The following is a 17,268-nucleotide window of genomic DNA, read 5'->3' as shown; positions in this document are numbered from 1 at the left end:
TAACCTCAATCACCGATCACAGACTGGAATACTAGAACACAGTTACAGAACCCAACGCGGGTGAACCTACCAGATGTCGGGTTTGAGAACACGACACAGAACGAAGGGTAGAAACCGATACCCCAACAAAAAACCGGCTTTGTGCTAAAAGGCGCTGCTCGGTGCACCAACCAGGTGTATTGGGCAGCGCCTTTTAGTTGAATCACTAAAGTTTGGGATGACTCAGGTATACCATTATGCATTCTCAAGATTTAGCCTGCCAACGCTAAAATGAACTTACTTTGTTGTTAAGTTTACAACGGAAATATCAGCCCAGTGCGGCAAAGTACAAAGAAGGTTATAGCTAGTTTTATAGGTAAAGTAAATTTTACCATTGAACAGAGTTCTCGGATATGAGTCAATTATTAATACGAAATGCCAGATTAGTAAACGAGGGTCGCATTATTGAAACCGACGTTTTAATTGAGGATGGATTTATCGCCAAACTGGGTTCAGGCCTGTCGGATGCTCATTCTGATAAAATCATTGATGCTGGCGGCAATTACCTTCTGCCGGGGGTTATTGATGATCAGGTACATTTCCGGGAGCCTGGTCTGACACACAAAGCCACGATTGGGTCGGAAGCACGGGCGGCTGTAGCTGGGGGCGTTACCAGTTTTATGGAAATGCCCAATACCGTACCTAATGCGCTGACTCAGGAATTATTGGCTGATAAATACGCTATTGCGGCCAGAGCATCGCTGGCCAACTACTCTTTTTTCATGGGTGCCTCCAATGATAACCTCGATGAAGTGCTGCGAACCAACACCGCCGATGTGTGTGGTATCAAGGTATTCATGGGCTCATCGACGGGAAATATGCTGGTCGATAACGAGCAGGTACTGGATCGCCTGTTTAAGGAAAGTCCGATGCTCATTGCTACTCACTGTGAGGACGAAGCTACAGTTCGGGCCAATATGGAACACTACAAGGCCGAATACGGGGAGCACGCAACGGCTGGCCTTCATCCGCTGATTCGGAATGAAGAAGCCTGCCTGCGGTCGTCTTCCCTGGCTGTAGAACTGGCCAAACGGCACAATACCCGCCTGCATATTCTGCACATCTCCACCGCCGACGAACTGGCTTTGTTCAGAAACGACATCCCGCTGACCGAAAAGCGTATAACGGCCGAAGTATGTGTGCATCACCTCTGGTTCGACAGCGAAGACTATGCTACCCTGGGTAACCTAATCAAATGCAATCCGGCCATCAAAGCTCCGTATCACAAAGAGGCATTACTGGCCGGGCTCCTGGACGACCGACTCGACATTATCGCAACCGATCATGCGCCCCACACCTGGGCCGAAAAGCAGCAGCATTACTGGCAGGCACCAGCCGGTTTACCGCTAGCACAGCATCCATTACTGCTCATGCTTGATTTCGTGAAGCAGGGCAAACTCTCGATCGAAACCCTTGTTCGTAAAATGAGTCACGCCCCCGCCGACTGTTTTCAGATCGACCGGCGCGGGTATGTCCGTGAGGGGTACTGGGCCGATCTTGTTTTGGTTGACCCGGCCCGACCGATGACAGTAGCAAAGGAGAATATTCTTTATCAGTGCGGATGGTCGCCGTTGGAAGGGCACACATTCAGTGCGAGTGTAACGCATACGATTGTTTCGGGCAGGCTCGTGTATGAAAATGGCCGTTTCGTGACCGACCAGCCGGGTGAGCGAATGATGTTTACGCGATAAGGCAGAAAAATTTTAACAAAAAACCTTGTGCAATCGGGTTTTCGCGTCTTATCTTTGCACTCCCAACACGGGGAAGCGTACCTGCCGAAGTGGTGAAATTGGTAGACACGCACGTTTCAGGGGCGTGTGTCTTTACGGACATGCGAGTTCGAGTCTCGCCTTCGGCACTTAAAAAACCGCAATCGACAGATTGCGGTTTTTTGTTTTATAGCACTTGCCAAATGCGAAAGGTAGGCTCGGCAGCTACGGGCCAAAACCCAAAGGCGAGTTTTAGGCAGCTATGTTAATAATCGATGATGCATGGTGGTAATCGATGCCCTGCTTCCGAATTAAATCTGGTGTATATAGGTTTGCGGGCAACGTAATGCTGATATAATTGCGTAATGTTTAATACACAAAGCCTTATGGTTCCGGATTTGATTATTGATGTGGGTATGCATCAGGGGCAGGACACTGATTTTTACCTGACTAAAGGGTTTCGGGTCATTGGTATTGATGCCGATATCCATTCCATCGACTCAGCTAAAGAACGCTTTAAAACGTATATCGACACAAACCAGTTTATTCCCCTGCACTGCGCCATTTCGGATGTAGATCACGAAACGGTTCTTTTTAACCTAAGCCAGGAGTCAATCTGGAACTCGCTGAACGTTGATATCGCCAACCGGCATGCCAGTTTAAAAGACACTGTATCGGTCCAGTCCAGAACACTGGCCTCCATTTTTGAGGAGTATGGCGTACCTCATTACTGCAAGATCGATATTGAAGGCTACGATGACCGCTGTTTACAGACTCTAGTGCCTTTGCATGAGCTACCTACCTATATTTCCGTAGAATCGGAGTGTATCGGGGAAGCTGAGTCAATTAGTGATCAGGATGCTCAGCGCACGTTAGACACCCTGCATCGTCTGGGGTATCAGCGCTTTAAATTGGTGGATCAGGCTTCGTTAGCTGTGTTAACTAACAGCAATAAATTCTATAAAGACTCAACGCAACTGCTACAAAAGGTTGTCCGGAAACTACAAAGCGTACGGCGGAAACAGCAACTGTATAAGACCGTTGGCTATGGCTTTACCCCCGGGTCGTCAGGACCTTTTGGGGAATGGCTGGCGGGTACATGGAGTGATTACAAGACAGCAAAAAAGATGCTGCACATGCATCGGCACGACTACTTTTCTCTGCCCCAGGCACTTAACTACGGGTTCTGGTGTGACTGGCATGCTACCTTCTAACTGAAAACACGCTCTAACGGCTTTGAACCCCAATTATGGCTGAATAGCCATGAGTCCGTAAGCGGTCATGTGCTACCGGTTAACTGACTCCACTGGCTTTTTGAACAACCAGGCCGACAGCGCCGACTGTAACTGCTGCCAGCGTTCGTTGGTGGCTACCGACGCTTTTTTACCCCGACCGGCAATGTAGCTGTACAGTGTTGGACTTATGCTACGAACCAGCACCACAGTTACCGTTCGGCACGGAACAACAAGGGCACAAAGTAACGCTTCATACCAAAGCCGATGACGGCAGAGCGTACTGAACAGCAGTAGAAAGGAGATAGACGACTTGCGCAAGGTAATGGCATGGTGATACGCCAACAGTATCTCCGGCAAACAGGCAAACCGGCTGCTTCGGTAACTTCTAAAGAGTAAATCGATATCTTCTCCGCCATAATTGAAGAACCGCTTTCGATAGCCCCACTCCCGAAACCAGTTCGCCCGAGCCATCCAGGTGGGATGGGATAGAGGAAACCCCATCCATAGGTTCTGGCAGATCTGAGCGTGATCGCGGGGACATAGTGCTTCATTTTTTACTTCGCCTTGGGCATTAACCCGCAAAAAGGATGTTCCTAACAGGTCAATAGTGGGATTTCTGAGTAAAAACTTAACCTGTTTTTCGATCCGCTCTGGGTAGGCTACATCATCCGCATCCATACGAGCCAGATAAGTTCCACGACTCAGTGCAATCGCCTGATTGAGTCGGTTCGCAATGCCCAGGTGCTGAGTATCCGATACCCAGCGAATTCGGTCGTCTGTAAAGCTGCTGACTACGGTCTGGGTATGGTCGGTCGAGCCATCGTCAATAATAAGAAGCTCCCACTGGGGGTATGTCTGCAACAAAATCGAAGCGATGGCCCGATCGATGCTACCACCCATGTTGCGGACCGGCATCATAATGGACACCAGTGGCCGAGGGTTGACAGAATTCAACCGATTCATACATCTAATGTCCTTAGCCGTGAATTGGCTCCGCCAGTTAACGTCGCCAGTTCCAGAGCCTGAAGTTGCTGGTAGATAGCGTCGGCTTTACGGAGCAGGTGGGGCGAACAGGGTAGTTTATTCTCCACATCCGTTCGGATCATCTGGCCATCAAAGATGCCGTTGAGCGGCCTGAATGTCAACGCAAACCCCATGTCCGCAACTAATCGCTGATAAATGGGCCGATCATGCCGGATAAGGGAGGATACCTCCACCACCACATAGTCGCCAGTGGCCTTCCCCGCTACGTAGTCAAGGATATGTTCATTGTAAGTGATCCAGTGCAACAGGCATTCATCGGCGAAGGCCGCACTTTCATACCGCCGGGTCCACCGGTTCCAGGCTGCAATAATCTTGTTTTTACGGGTCCGGTTGATCTCCTGTAGTCGACGAATTAATGAATCGGTTACCTGAGCATAATGCCGAAATATAATGATCGCTTTGGCGTCGGGTAACAAGGATTCCCATGCCGGCAGCAGAAGGCAGGTACGGGGGTCTTTCCAGGACCATTGGTTATGCCGACGGTTGTTATCCTGAATGAGCTGGCGGGCAACCTGAGTAAAATCAACAGTTGGCTGGTACCAGCGTCTGATAGAACGAAGTTCTCCGAGTACACGCTGGTGGAGGTTAAGAAACCGAACATCTTCAAAATGGCCTTTCTTGTTGCCAATGGCGGCCGGAAGCAGATTTTCCCCGATAAATAAGCCACATTCCTGTAGCCAGCTGGCTAACAGCGAAGTGCCCGAACGGTGCATTCCTAAAATAAATAAAACACGTTTTGGCTGCATCGTTAGTCTCCCCAGTTTAAACCCGTTAGTTGTTCGGTTGCTTTACGATCGCGCTGGTAGTACGCTCTTAGTCTTGTCAGGAGCTCAGGGTTCAGGCTGCTGGCATCCCCCTTATTCTGATGGCTGAGATCCGTCGGTAACAGCGCGCGTATGCCTAGAAAAGTATAAACCCGCGTCAGAGCCCGGGCCGGATGCCGGGCTAGTTCCTCACTGGAAAGGAACAGGAACTGCTCACGCGGAAAATACGTAAGCCATTGCCTAATCTGCCGGGCATACTTCCCCCGGGCCAGATAAGAGAAATCCTGATGGAAGGCGCTTCGCTTCAATGGGTTGCGGGTTAATTCCCTTAGTCCCTGCCGGTATCGAACCGGCTCCTGCTCAATGGCTTCTTCAAACGTCAGCCATTCGACACCGAAGCGTTTCATCATCTGATAGTGGGAAAAAGCGCGCAGCGCCGGATCGCGTAAACAGACGATCAGTTTCACCCCCGGCATGTCGTGGGCTATGCGTTTCGCCACGAATGGATGAAACAGATAATACGGGGTTGCTTCTCCGGAACATTCGGCGCTGGACCGCAGAGGGAAATATTGTTTATACCAGTTTACGCCTTTCTGATAATTGACATCATAGTAATGAATTTCTTTATCAACGGGCATGGCCAGATCGGGATGCTGAGCCAGGTAATGAAACAAAGACGTCGTTCCGGCCTTTTGGGCACCAATGATCAGGAAATCGGGCATCTTACGCCAGCCAGCCGTGAGCCGACCCCAGGTCTGGGCCTTCAGGCGTCTCCAGCGTCGGCCAATTCGGGCAGTAAGGTGCTTATTGATCAATTGTTGAGTAAGCATGAGTGATATATTGCTGAATAGAGGCCGTGCAGGTTAGTACATCCTGATAGGCGGTCAGCAGTTCGATATCGTAATCGTGGGGTGCTTCGTAGGCTGCGTCAATTCCCGTAAACTGGGGAACGAGGCCTAGTCTGGCTTTTTTATAAAGCTGCTTTACATCCCGCTGTTCGCAAAGGGCTAAGGGCGCATTAACATAAACGAGCACAAAGTGGTGGCAGGATAATATAGACCGGGCTAAAGACCGCATCGCCTGAGTCGGACTGATCAGGGATACAATGGGCACTATTCCGTTGTCGGCCATTAGTTTTGCTACTTCCGCTGTCCGCCTGACATTCTCGGTCCGGTCGGCCTCACTGTAAGATAAATTGGCATTTAACCCCTTTCGTAGCTGATCCCCATCCAGGTTGCAGGTCTTAACGCCCTGCCGGGATAACTGCCGGGCCAGCTCTTGGGCGATAGTTGTTTTTCCAGCCCCCGATAAGCCAGTGAGCCAAATGACAATGGCATTTGTGTTCATGTATACAAAACAGGTATTTATTATAATTTGAACATATAAAAGACTGCTTTTGCACAAATAAGGGTAATAAATTAATACAGAGTGATCTTGTAATTAATAAGTTTTTGTTTAATAAGGGCTTTACTCGATAGGCTTAAACTTATTTTGCTGTCTTTTTTTGAATGATAAACAATACGGGGCCGAAAATTGCTCTTGGTTGATATATGGTATCTTAGCTAGCCTAACTTAATCGGCTTAACGGCGAATACCCGTCTCCAAACGAAAGGGACGGGTATTCGCCGTTAAGGTTCGTACAATAAGTCGATCAGCTTATTTTAGACTGGCTAATTCAAAGGGAATGACCAGATTGTAGGTCACATTTACAGCGTGGCCAGCCTGCTTACCGGGTATCCAGGTTGGCATGGCCTGGGTTAAGCGGATCGCTTCGTCATTGATACCATGGCTGTAACCTTTTAAAATAGTTACATCCCGTATAGTACCATCTTTCGTCACCAGAAATGAGACGAATACTCTACCCTGAACTTTCGCTTTGATAGCTGCTTCAGGATAGCGTAAATTCTGCCGTAAATAATCGCGGATCAGAGCATTCCCCCCTGGAAAGCTGGGTGGCACTTCACAGACCGTAAAAATTTCTTCAGTAACAAACGGTTGACTGACGGTCTGACTTGATTGAGTAGTTTGACTACGCTGGCTACAGGCCATTGTTATGCCAATAAGGAGCATCATAGTCGTTAGCATCAGTCCGGCGTTGCTGGCCGACCGGTTACTTCGCTGAGGTATCATATACGTGGTTCGTTGAGGTAAAAAATGAAAACTGATTTGATTAAAATGGACAGGTTATTTGATTGTACTGCCTTAGTCGTAATAAATATCGATCAGGTAATCATTTATTGATAAGTTGGCCAAATCGAGCCCTTTTGTGGTATGATTTTTATAAATTTTGTAAAATAATTGCAAAGGAGGCAAGGGTATTTGATCAGAAAACACTCTTACTAGGTAGTTACCCTACTACCTTGCTCATGAACTCCCCGGAGCCCTTTGGTAATGCTGCTAGTCATCATCTTAACCGTCCGATTTTGGCTGGCGAATTGAGCATGGATAGTACAACGGCTGTCGACTCAGAGGTATTTATACGCCGGGCTTTTGAGGCCAATGCGGAGAAAGGTTTTGACTTACTTTTCAGGCGGTATTTTCATCCGTTATGCAGTCATGCGGCCCGCTTTGTGTACTCAATAGAGGTGGCCGAAGATCTGGTTACTGATATTTTTGGCCAATTCTGGCAAAAACAACTGCATAAGGCCGTAACGACATCGTTTCGTGCATATCTGTTTACATCCGTTCGGCATGCTGCTTTTGCCCACCTCCGCACGGAGCTCGGCCGTGAATTGCCAACGGATATCATTCCTGAGTCTGTTTCCGAAATAAACCAGTTGAATCCTCATCAACAGCTTCAGTATACTGAACTGTATCTGAAGATTGATGCCCTCATTCTGTCGATGCCACCCCAAAGCCAGCGTGTGTTTGTCATGAGCCGGTTCGAAGGCAAGAAGAATGCCCTGATTGCCGAAGAGTTAGGTATTTCGGTCAAAACGGTTGAAGGCCATATAACCAAAGTACTGGCCGTTTTACGGCAATCGCTGCATAACCAGGGACTGCTTTCCATGCTGCTATGCCTTACTTTCTGGGCTGCTGAGCAAGGAGTAAATCCCCTGTTTTCACTCTTACGGATGGCTTTCCACAACTGTTTATGAAATCGACGCTATCCCGACAAACGATCCTGAACTCATTTGCAGGAAAAGCTACGCCTTTACAGAAGCGGTTAATAGAAAAATGGCTGGCTGAGCCGACGCATCAGGAATTATATTTCCAATGGCTGGAAGAGTGGGAATTGGAAAACCTGCAATTAATGCCTGATGCCGATAAAGCCTATTCCCGCCTTCTTCAGTTACGTCAGGTAGCAACAACTGATGAGGAACCCGAAACGAATGACCCCACTGTTCGGCAAATAGGCAATCGGACTCCGTTGGTCTGGTGGGCGGCAGCTTCTGTAGCCATCTTACTGGCGTTTGGCAGCTACGCTTTTCGGAACCAGCTCCTGTATAAAGAGTACAAAACAACTGGTGGCGAGGTGAGACGAGTCACGCTTCCTGATCAAAGCCAGGCCATACTTCAGGCCAATTCAAGGCTGACGGTTGCCCGATTCGGATTTGGCTGGGGCGCCCGCGAGGTCAGTCTGGTGGGCGAGGCTCAGTTTTCGGTGAAGCACACAACAGATCATCGTCGATTCGTTGTCAGAACGCCTAAGCAACTGGATGTACAGGTTCTTGGAACCAGTTTCCGGGTTATGGCCAGACCCCAAACAAAAACGGTTGAAGTGGATGTAAGCAGTGGAAAAGTCGCTGTCTATGAACACGCAAACAGCACTAGGGCTACAGCTCCCAAACGCGTTGTTCTCACGCCGAATCAACGCGTGATTTATAATACGCAGGTTCGTCAATTAACGGCTGAACTGGTCGAACACCCAATTTCATTGATTTCTGGGGATGAGCCAGTGTATAACGACACCCCCATCCGAACCATTATCAGCCAGTTGAACAGGCAGTATGGCATTACCATTCATATCATGCATCAGTCCCTGGAAAAGGCGGTTTTTACGGGCGACCTGAGCAGTTTATCCGTGTTCGATAAATTGAATATCATTTGCCAGTCGATTCACGCCGAGTATGAAATTGTTGGAACCGAAATTTTCATAAACGCCAAACGTAACATACCCCATCACGCATGACCGGTTCCAACTTGGATAACGAGCCCGATAAAATAAAAGCAATAAACTTTAGGCTTTAAGCTAGAATGCATCGGGATTCGCTTGGAAGTTGCGCGGCAATATGATTGATTTGAAAAGTCTATAATCTTTATAGGCTATAAGTACTAATAGTCTGTCTACTCGATATACTAATCCGTTCACGCTAACCCCGTCAAACTATGCTATAAGCCTCAAATCAAAAAGGTCGGCAGTGAGCCACCACTACCGACCTGTACTGAACCCTCGAGACATACAGCCATCTTTTTGGATGACTGCGGGGGGTTATTTGTCCCATTTTTTACAGAACAATCAAAAGTATGAAAAAACGTCGACCCTTAAAATTATGTGCTAACCTGTACATGATCATGAAACTTTCCCTAACCCAGTTGCTATTTTTTGTCGCCTTCATCCAGCTGGCTTACGCCGGAGAAAGTGAAGCACAGGACGTGCTGAACCGGCATCTGACGCTCAAAGTCAGTCATACCGAGTTGAAGCAGGTGCTTCGGCAGATTGAGGCCCAGACCAACGTGAAGTTTGCTTTTAGCCGCAATACAATTAAGGCTGACCGACCGGTATCGCTCGACGTGACCAAAATGCCCCTGGAGCAGGTACTAAAACAGTTGCTCACCCCCCTCGATATTTCCTACCGGGTGGTGTCGGAGCGAATCCTGTTGACGAATAGCGTTACATCGGCCGAAAGCTCAACCAAAACAAATTTGGGTTTCTCATCGACGGTCGTAAAAGCCGTTTCCTCCGCCCCGGTTGCCGAGACACGCCTGACGGGTGTGGTCAGGGATGAGCAGAACAACGAGCCGTTGCCAGGGGTGAGTATTGTTGCGAAGGGAACAAACCGGGGCACCACAACTGATGCCAATGGCCGCTACCAGTTAACGGTGCCCGATGAAACCACGGTTCTTGTTTTTTCCTTTGTGGGTTACACTTCAAAGGAAGTCCCCATAAGCAGCCGGACTACGGTGGATATTTCACTCGTTCCGGACGATCAAACCCTGAACGAAGTGGTGGTTGTGGGCTACGGCACCGTCAAAAAATCGGATCTGACCGGATCGGTATCGTCCGTTACGGCCGACCAAATCAAGAAAACGGTTAACACATCGCTGGATCAGGCGCTGGCAGGCCGGGCAGCTGGTGTGCAGGTAACCCAGGCATCGGGCCAGCCGGGGGGCGCTATTTCTATCCGCATCCGGGGCGGGAATTCGGTCAACGGGGGAAATGAGCCTCTTTACGTAATTGATGGCTTTCCGGTGTACAGCGACAACAGCACGGCCACGAGCGGGGCCAACCGCGGCCCCGCTACCAATGCGTTGGCGAGCATAAACCCCAACGATATCGAGTCGATGGAAATCTTAAAAGATGCGTCGGCTACGGCCATCTACGGCACACGGGGGGCCAACGGTGTTGTGATCATCACCACAAAACGGGGTAAGTCCGGCCAGAATAACATTGATTTTGAAACGTACTATGGGGTGCAGGAACCCCGGCGGCTTATTCCGATGATGAATGCGAAGGAATATGCTACGATGGTGAATGAAGCCCGTACCAACGATGGCCTGGCTCCCTATTACACCGCCGATCAGCTGGCGGGCTTTGGCGAAGGAACAAACTGGCAGAAAGAGATTTTTCGCACGGCACCCATCCAGAATTACCAGCTGACTTTTTCGGGGGGCAATGCCAAAACCCGCTACGCCATTTCTACCAGTTACTTTGGTCAGCAAGGCACCATCATTCATTCTAATTTCAACCGGATTTCGACCCGCGTCAACCTCGACCATAGTTTCACCGACCGTTTTCGGATTGGCAACAGCCTGACCGTAAGCCGAACAAAAGCCGACATTGTGGTGACCGACACCGACGGGGGCGGCAATACCGGTGTTGTGCTGGGCGCTCTGCTATTTCAGCCAACCTTACCCGTTCGCAATGCCGACGGTACGTTTGTCAATCGCAGCGATCTGGGCGAATATGGTAACCCGGTGGCCTATGCCAATGAGATCACCAACAAGAGTACGACCTTCCGGGCGCTGGGAAATATATTTGCCGAATACGACATCCTGAAAGACCTGACTGCCCGCGTGAGCTTTGGGGCCGATGTGCTGATGAATAAGGGTGACTTTTATATTCCATCGACCAATTTCTACGGTTTGTCGACCAAAGGGTTAGGCACTGCGGCTTCGGTGCTTAATACCACCTGGCTGAATGAGAACACTCTGAGCTACCGCCATTCGTTTGCGAATAAAAACTCGGTCAATGCGGTAGTCGGTTTTACCATGCAGGGCTCGCAGGCCGAATCGGTTCGGGCCAGTTCGCAGAATTTTCCTAACGATATTCTGGGACCTTATAACTTAGGGTCGGGCGCAACGATCAACTTCCCGAACACGACCAATAACTCCTGGGGGCTGCTCTCCTACCTGGGCCGGATCAACTACAACATTGCCGATAAATACCTGCTCACTTTCACGGGCCGGGCCGATGGTTCTTCCCGCTTTGGGTTGGGCAACAAATACGCGTTTTTCCCATCGGGCGCTATTGCCTGGCGCGTGGCTAATGAATCGTTCATGAGGGATCAGGCAGTGGTTAGCGATCTCAAACTCCGCGCCAGTGTAGGGGTAACGGGGAATCAGGAAATCGGCCAGTTTCAGTCGCTGGCAACGCTCACCAACGCAACCTACGTGCTGGGCGAAGCCGTAGCCATTGGCTACACACCTGCCCGTTTTGCTAACCCGAATCTACGCTGGGAAAAAACCACTCAGTTCGATGCCGGGCTGGACGCCAGTTTCTTGAAAGGACGCCTGAACCTGACCCTGGATGCCTACTATAAACGCACGAACGATTTGCTGCTGGCCGTAACCGTTCCCTGGACCTCCGGCTTTAGTACATCCCTGCAAAACATTGGCAGTGCCGAAAACAAAGGGCTCGAACTGGCGATCAATTCGGTGAATACGACGGGTGCCTTCAAGTGGACCAGCGCGTTCAATATTGCCTTCAATCGCAACAAAATCCTCGATCTGGGGCAGATCACCCAGTTCTTCAGCGGGGGCGATAGCGGACACCTTAAAATAACGAACCCGTCGCTGGTCAAAGTCGGAGAGCCGATTGGGCGGTTCTATGGCTACATTGCCGATGGTGTTTTCCGCTCGACCGAAGAGGTGAGCAAATCGGCTCAGAAAAGTGCCAAACCCGGTGACCGCCGGTATGTCGACCTGAACGGCGACGGGGTTATCAACGCCAGTGACCGCACGTATATCGGTAACGCCCAGCCCAAATTTATCGGTGGCCTGACGAACACCTTCGCTTACAAAGGATTTGAGCTGACCGTATTTATGCAGTATTCATACGGCAACGACATTTTCAATTATAACAAGATTGAACTGGAACTGCCGGCCGGTATTCAGAACCTGCGCAAGGACGTCGTCGATCGCTGGTCGCTAACGAACCCCAACGGACAGTACCCCCGGGCAACGACTAACCGCACCATCGAATTTTCGAGTCAGTACATTGAGGATGGTTCGTATCTGCGGGCGCGCAACGTATCACTGGCCTACCAGATTCCGTCGGCTTTCCTGAAGCGGCTACGGATTCGTACGGCGCGGGTCAATCTCAGCAGCCAGAACCTGTTTACCATCACCAACTACACCGGTTATGATCCCGAAGTGAGCCGGTATGGGCAGACCAACCTCAACATCGGGCAGGATTATGGCGGCTATCCCATAGCCCGAACCGTACTGCTCGGCCTGAATCTAGGTTTTTAATCCCTTCCCTGACCAACATTGATTATGAAAAAAATACTTACCTGTCTGCTGGTGCTCACTCTGAGTTCATGCAGTGATTTATTGGAGGAAGTGCCTCAGGACACCCTGGTGACATCGATCTTTTTTCGCACCCAGAGCGATGCCCTGGCCGGTATGAACGCCGTTTATGGCCGGTTGAACAAGAATATGTACAATCGTATTTTTTACCTGTATACAGACGAGTTTACAGACGATGGAGCCGCCGGTATTGGGGTTAACAACGCCAACATCCGGGCCATCGACAATTTTACGCATACACCCGTCAATGACCGGATCGACTTGGCCTGGCAGGAGCATTACGACGGCGTGAACCGGGCCAATGAAGTCATCACGAAAGTACCGCTGATCGCTATGGATACGCAGCTGCGGGACCGCATCGTTGGCGAAGCGAAGTTTATTCGGGCGTTGCTGTATTTCAATCTGGTTCGGTTATTTGGCCCGGTGCCGCTGGTGCTCACGCCCACCGCATCGGCCGAAGGCATCGACGTGGAGCAGGCATCGGTAGAGGCCGTCTATACCCAGATTCTGAAAGACCTGACCGAGGCCGAAGCAGTGTTGCCCCTCACCTATAGCGGTGGCGATGTGGGTCGGGCCTCGAAGGGCGCGGCTAAGGGGCTATTGGCTAAAGTGTACCTGACCCGGCAGCAATGGTCGTTGGCGGCCCAGAAATGCAAAGAGATTATCGACAGTAAAACCTATGAACTGTGGGATGACTACGCCAAGGTTTTTCAGGTCGGTACCGAAAATCAGAAAGAAGTGCTGTTCTCCGTTCAGTTTGCCAGTGGCGTTTCCAACGGCAATTCGATGATGGTTCTGTCGATGCCCCGGGGTAAAGTGCCGGGCCTGACGGGCAACGAAGCCGATGTGCCGACCGACGATTTAGTGGCTGCCTATGAAGCCGGAGACCGCCGGAAGGAAGTCACGATTCGTAATTCGCTGGCTGTAGGTTCGCAAACCTACACGTTTACGAATTGCTTCTTCAAGTATTATGACCCCGCCACCTTCGGCAATAGCGCTGATTCGGGGGTCAATTACCCGATTCTTCGCTATTCGGATGTGCTGCTGATGTATGCCGAAGCGCTCAATGAACAGACAGGCCCCACCCCCGAAGCCTACGCTTTGGTGAATCAGGTTCGGCAACGGGCCAGAAACGGGAAAACGGGTATACTGCCTGATCTAACCGGTCTCACGAAAGAGACACTCCGGACAGCCATCCTGAAAGAACGTCGGGTTGAAATGGCGTTTGAAGGCCAGCGGTGGTTCGATCTGATCCGTACCGGAACGATGATAGCCACCATGAAAGCCCACGGCAAAACCAACGTGCAGCCTTATCATGTGCTGCTGCCTATTCCGCAACGGGAAATGGATACCAACAAAAAATTAAAGCAGAATACCGGGTATTAACCTAAGGTTGCTGTCGAACGATAACGCTCTGGTTACTAACGGAGCGTTATCGTTCCGTTCTCTTTTCTATCACGTTTCTATGAAAAACTCACTCGCTTACACCCTTGTCCTGCTGGCGCTTATTGGCTCTATGATGGCGTTTCGGCCTCAGTTACCCGGAAAAGAGGCCCCCGGCCAATCCGTGACGAACCCCCGCGCTGCCAAACCAAAGAACATCATTTATATCTTGGCCGATGACCATCGGTACGATTTTATGGGGTTCACGGGCAAGGTCGCCGGTTTGAAAACCCCTAACCTAGACCGACTCGCGGCCGAAGGTGCCCATGTTCGCAACGCCTTTGTTAGTACGGCACTTTGCTCGCCCAGCCGCGCCAGTATTCTGAGTGGTCAGTATGCTCACACGCACAAGGTAGTAGACAATTTTGCCCCCATGACGCCGGGGCTGAAGTTCTTCCCGCAGTACCTCCAGAACGCGGGTTACAAAACCGCTTTTCTGGGTAAATGGCACATGGGTAATACCGACGATGCGCCCCAGCCGGGTTTCGATTACTGGCTCAGTTTTAAAGGCCAGGGCGTGTATTACAACCCGACGTTCAACATCAATGGCAAGCAGGTTATGCATGGCGACAGCAGTTACACCACGGATTTGCTGACCGACTATGCCGTTAAGTGGCTGAGTTCGCTCAATAAGGACAAACCGTTTTGCCTGTACCTGTCGCACAAAGCCGTTCATGCCGACTTTCAGCCGGCCAAACGCCATAAAGGCATGTACCGAAACATGCCCATTAATTATCCCCAAACGATGTACCTGACCGCTTCCGATACCAGTAAAGTGTGGGGCCCCAAGCCGTCGGTAAACCCGGAAACCAAAGCGTTGGAGGTTAACATGGCCGACATGCCTAACTGGGTGAAGCAACAACGTTATAGCTGGCATGGCGTCGATTACCTCTACCACGGGGCCATTAACTTCAATGATTTTTACCGGCAATACTGCGAAACCCTGATGGGGGTCGATGACAGCGTTGGGCGGGTGCTGAAATGGCTGGAAGAAAATGGGCAACTGGAAAACACGATGGTCGTTTACATGGGCGACAACGGGTTCAGCTTCGGCGAACGGGGCCTGATCGACAAGCGCCATATGTACGAAGAGTCCATGCGGGTGCCCCTGCTGGTTCGTTGCCCGGCTATTGTGAAGCCCGGCACGAAGCTGGAACAGGTTATTCAGAATGTAGACATTGCGCCAACGTTTTTGGCGTATGCAGGCCTGCCCAAACCGGCACAGATGCAGGGAAACTCATTCCTGCCCCTGCTCAGGGGCGAGACCATCCCCTGGCGCGACCGGGCTTTCTACGAATACTACTGGGAAGCCGATTTTCCTCAAACACCAACGATGTTTGGTGTTAGAAATGATCGGTACAAGTACATTTTCAATCATGGCGTATGGGAGGCCAATGAGCTGTATGACCTGAAAAATGATCCTCAGGAAGTAAATAATCTGATTCGTAGCCCGGCGCATCAGGAGATCGCCAAAGATCTGAAGAGACAGGTGTTCGACTGGCTCGAATCGACCAATGGATTGCAGATTCCCCTTCATTCGATCAAGCAAAAACGGTTCGACCACCGCTATCGGGGTAATTACTAACCACTATGAACCCACAACGGATGTATCGAAAATCGCTTGGTCTACTCTGCTTTCTGGCTGCTTTGCTGCTCAGTCCAACCCAAAAAAAACAGCCGCCCAATGTGGTGCTGATTCTCATGGACGATATGGGTTACGGCGACTTGTCGTGCTATGGCGCATCGACCTATTCAACGCCCATTATTGATCGGCTGGCTATGGAAGGAACGCGGTTTACGAACTTTCTGGCGGCTCAACCCATCTGTACGGCCTCGCGGGTGGCGTTGCTGACAGGCTGCTACCCCAACCGGCTGAGTATGTCCGGGGCGCTTATGTCGTTTGCCACAGAAGGACTCAATCCTCAAGAGGAAACCATTGCCGAACTCCTGAAAGAAAAAGGATATGCCACGGGTATTTTCGGTAAATGGCACCTGGGTAGTAGACAGGCCTTTTTGCCGTTGCAGCAGGGTTTCGATACCTATTTTGGGATACCTTATTCCAACGATATGTGGCCGATCAATTATGACGGCACCCCCGCTACATCGGGTAACAAGGCAAGGCACCCCATTCTGCCATTGATGGAGGGTAACCAGAAAGTGGATGAGATTCGCACTCAGGCCGATCAGGATCAGCTAACCCGACGCCTGACCGAACGGGCGGTTTCGTTCATCGACAGGCACCGCAAATCGCCTTTCTTTCTGTACATCCCGCATCCAATGCCCCACGTACCTATTGGCGCATCGGAACGCTTCCGTGGAAAAACCGGCAAAGGGCTCTACGCCGATATGATGCAGGAAATCGACTGGAGTGTGGGGCAGGTTATGGACGCTCTGAAACGAAACGGACTGGACAAAAACACGCTGGTCATTTTCACCAGCGACAATGGCCCCTGGGCCAACTTTGGCGATCATGCCGGTTCGGCGGGTGGGCTGCGTGAAGGGAAAGCTACGTCGTTCGAAGGGGGGAACCGGGTTCCGTTTCTGGTTCGCTGGCCCAATCAAGTACCTGCCGGACGGGTAAGCAACAAGCTCCTGACCAACCTGGATCTGCTGCCTACCATCGCTGCGGTATGTGGTGCCCGTTTGCCCAAAAGGCAGATCGACGGGGTTGATGGCCTTGCCCTCATGAAAGGCAACGATAGTGCCACAGCCCGTGACCATTTCGTCTATTATTATCAGAAGAATAGCCTGGAAGCTGTCCGGCAAGGTGATTGGAAACTGGTTTTTGCCCATCCCGGTCGAACTTACGAAGGATTTTTGCCCGGTACCGGTGGTTTACCCGGCAAGACCGACGAAAACCACGCTTTCCCGATGGCACTCTACGACCTTCGGCGCGACCCCGGCGAACGCTACGATGTTCGTGAGCAACACCCCGGCATCGTTGAGCGACTGGAAAAAATAGCCGAACAAAGTCGGGAGGAACTGGGCGACGACTTGCAGCATCGAAGTGGTAAACAAACCCGGTTGGCCGGACGAAGTGACGAAAAATAAATCCAGATCCAT

The 17,268-nt window shown here is 50.7% G+C and carries 13 protein-coding genes and 1 tRNA gene; 9 read left to right on the top strand and 5 right to left on the bottom strand.

All coding sequences use genetic code 11. From position 1 onward, the window contains the following. Positions 1-392: 392 nt before the first annotated feature. The 3 genes from NT073_RS01600 to NT073_RS01590 all read left to right on the top strand — a co-directional run bounded on the left by NT073_RS01600 (position 393) and on the right by NT073_RS01590 (position 2,962). Positions 393-1,730 carry a dihydroorotase gene (locus NT073_RS01600; protein ID WP_297367769.1) on the top strand — a complete coding sequence of 446 codons (1,338 nt, stop codon included), beginning with the start codon at positions 393-395 and terminating at the stop codon, positions 1,728-1,730. Between the two features lie 83 nt (positions 1,731-1,813). Further along, positions 1,814-1,897: transfer RNA gene (locus tag NT073_RS01595), tRNA-Leu, on the top strand. A gap of 237 nt (positions 1,898-2,134) precedes the next feature. Then, positions 2,135-2,962: an FkbM family methyltransferase gene (locus NT073_RS01590; protein ID WP_297367765.1), complete on the top strand. Its 828-nt coding sequence runs from the start codon at positions 2,135-2,137 to the stop codon at positions 2,960-2,962. Positions 2,963-3,034: 72 nt separating this feature from the next. On the opposite strand, the gene NT073_RS01585 is transcribed toward NT073_RS01590, so the two are convergent. From NT073_RS01585 to NT073_RS01565, 5 genes are all read right to left on the bottom strand, one after another. Then, complete coding sequence (locus NT073_RS01585) at positions 3,035-3,946, bottom strand: glycosyltransferase (RefSeq protein ID WP_297367761.1); 912 nt, start codon at positions 3,944-3,946, stop codon at positions 3,035-3,037. Further along, positions 3,943-4,773: a sulfotransferase gene (locus tag NT073_RS01580; RefSeq protein ID WP_297367758.1), complete on the bottom strand. Its 831-nt coding sequence runs from the start codon at positions 4,771-4,773 to the stop codon at positions 3,943-3,945. The genes NT073_RS01585 and NT073_RS01580 overlap by 4 nt, the downstream gene beginning before the upstream one ends. 2 nt (positions 4,774-4,775) lie before the next feature. Beyond that, a complete protein-coding gene (locus NT073_RS01575; RefSeq protein WP_297367755.1) occupies positions 4,776-5,621 on the bottom strand; it encodes a sulfotransferase in 846 nt (281 codons plus the stop codon). Beyond that, positions 5,596-6,138 carry an adenylyl-sulfate kinase gene (gene cysC, locus NT073_RS01570; RefSeq protein ID WP_297367752.1) on the bottom strand — a complete coding sequence of 181 codons (543 nt, stop codon included), beginning with the start codon at positions 6,136-6,138 and terminating at the stop codon, positions 5,596-5,598. The genes NT073_RS01575 and cysC overlap by 26 nt, the downstream gene beginning before the upstream one ends. 309 nt (positions 6,139-6,447) lie before the next feature. Beyond that, positions 6,448-6,921: an energy transducer TonB gene (locus NT073_RS01565; protein WP_297367749.1), complete on the bottom strand. Its 474-nt coding sequence runs from the start codon at positions 6,919-6,921 to the stop codon at positions 6,448-6,450. Positions 6,922-7,157: 236 nt separating this feature from the next. On the opposite strand from NT073_RS01565, the gene NT073_RS01560 reads away from it, so the two are divergent. The 6 genes from NT073_RS01560 to NT073_RS01535 all read left to right on the top strand — a co-directional run bounded on the left by NT073_RS01560 (position 7,158) and on the right by NT073_RS01535 (position 17,256). Continuing rightward, positions 7,158-7,889 (top strand): RNA polymerase sigma-70 factor, encoded by a 732-nt coding sequence (locus tag NT073_RS01560; RefSeq protein WP_297367746.1) that lies wholly within the window; start codon positions 7,158-7,160, stop codon positions 7,887-7,889. After that, positions 7,886-8,923 carry a FecR family protein gene (locus NT073_RS01555; protein WP_297367742.1) on the top strand — a complete coding sequence of 346 codons (1,038 nt, stop codon included), beginning with the start codon at positions 7,886-7,888 and terminating at the stop codon, positions 8,921-8,923. The genes NT073_RS01560 and NT073_RS01555 overlap by 4 nt, the downstream gene beginning before the upstream one ends. 383 nt (positions 8,924-9,306) lie before the next feature. Further along, entirely contained in the window at positions 9,307-12,705 is a 3,399-nt protein-coding gene (locus tag NT073_RS01550) for a TonB-dependent receptor (protein ID WP_297367739.1), read from the top strand. Positions 12,706-12,729: 24 nt separating this feature from the next. Next, positions 12,730-14,148 carry a RagB/SusD family nutrient uptake outer membrane protein gene (locus tag NT073_RS01545; protein WP_297367736.1) on the top strand — a complete coding sequence of 473 codons (1,419 nt, stop codon included), beginning with the start codon at positions 12,730-12,732 and terminating at the stop codon, positions 14,146-14,148. A 79-nt stretch (positions 14,149-14,227) separates the two neighbouring features. Continuing rightward, entirely contained in the window at positions 14,228-15,790 is a 1,563-nt protein-coding gene (locus NT073_RS01540) for a sulfatase (protein WP_297367734.1), read from the top strand. Between the two features lie 5 nt (positions 15,791-15,795). Further along, positions 15,796-17,256 (top strand): sulfatase, encoded by a 1,461-nt coding sequence (locus NT073_RS01535; protein ID WP_297367730.1) that lies wholly within the window; start codon positions 15,796-15,798, stop codon positions 17,254-17,256. The last annotated feature ends 12 nt before the right edge of the window (positions 17,257-17,268 follow it).

Origin of the sequence: Spirosoma sp., from assembly GCF_026391055.1 — a bacterium.
GTDB lineage: Bacteria > Bacteroidota > Bacteroidia > Cytophagales > Spirosomataceae > Spirosoma.
The sequence above is the reverse complement of the archived record's forward strand: the minus strand, read 5'-3'. Positions and strand labels throughout refer to the sequence as shown.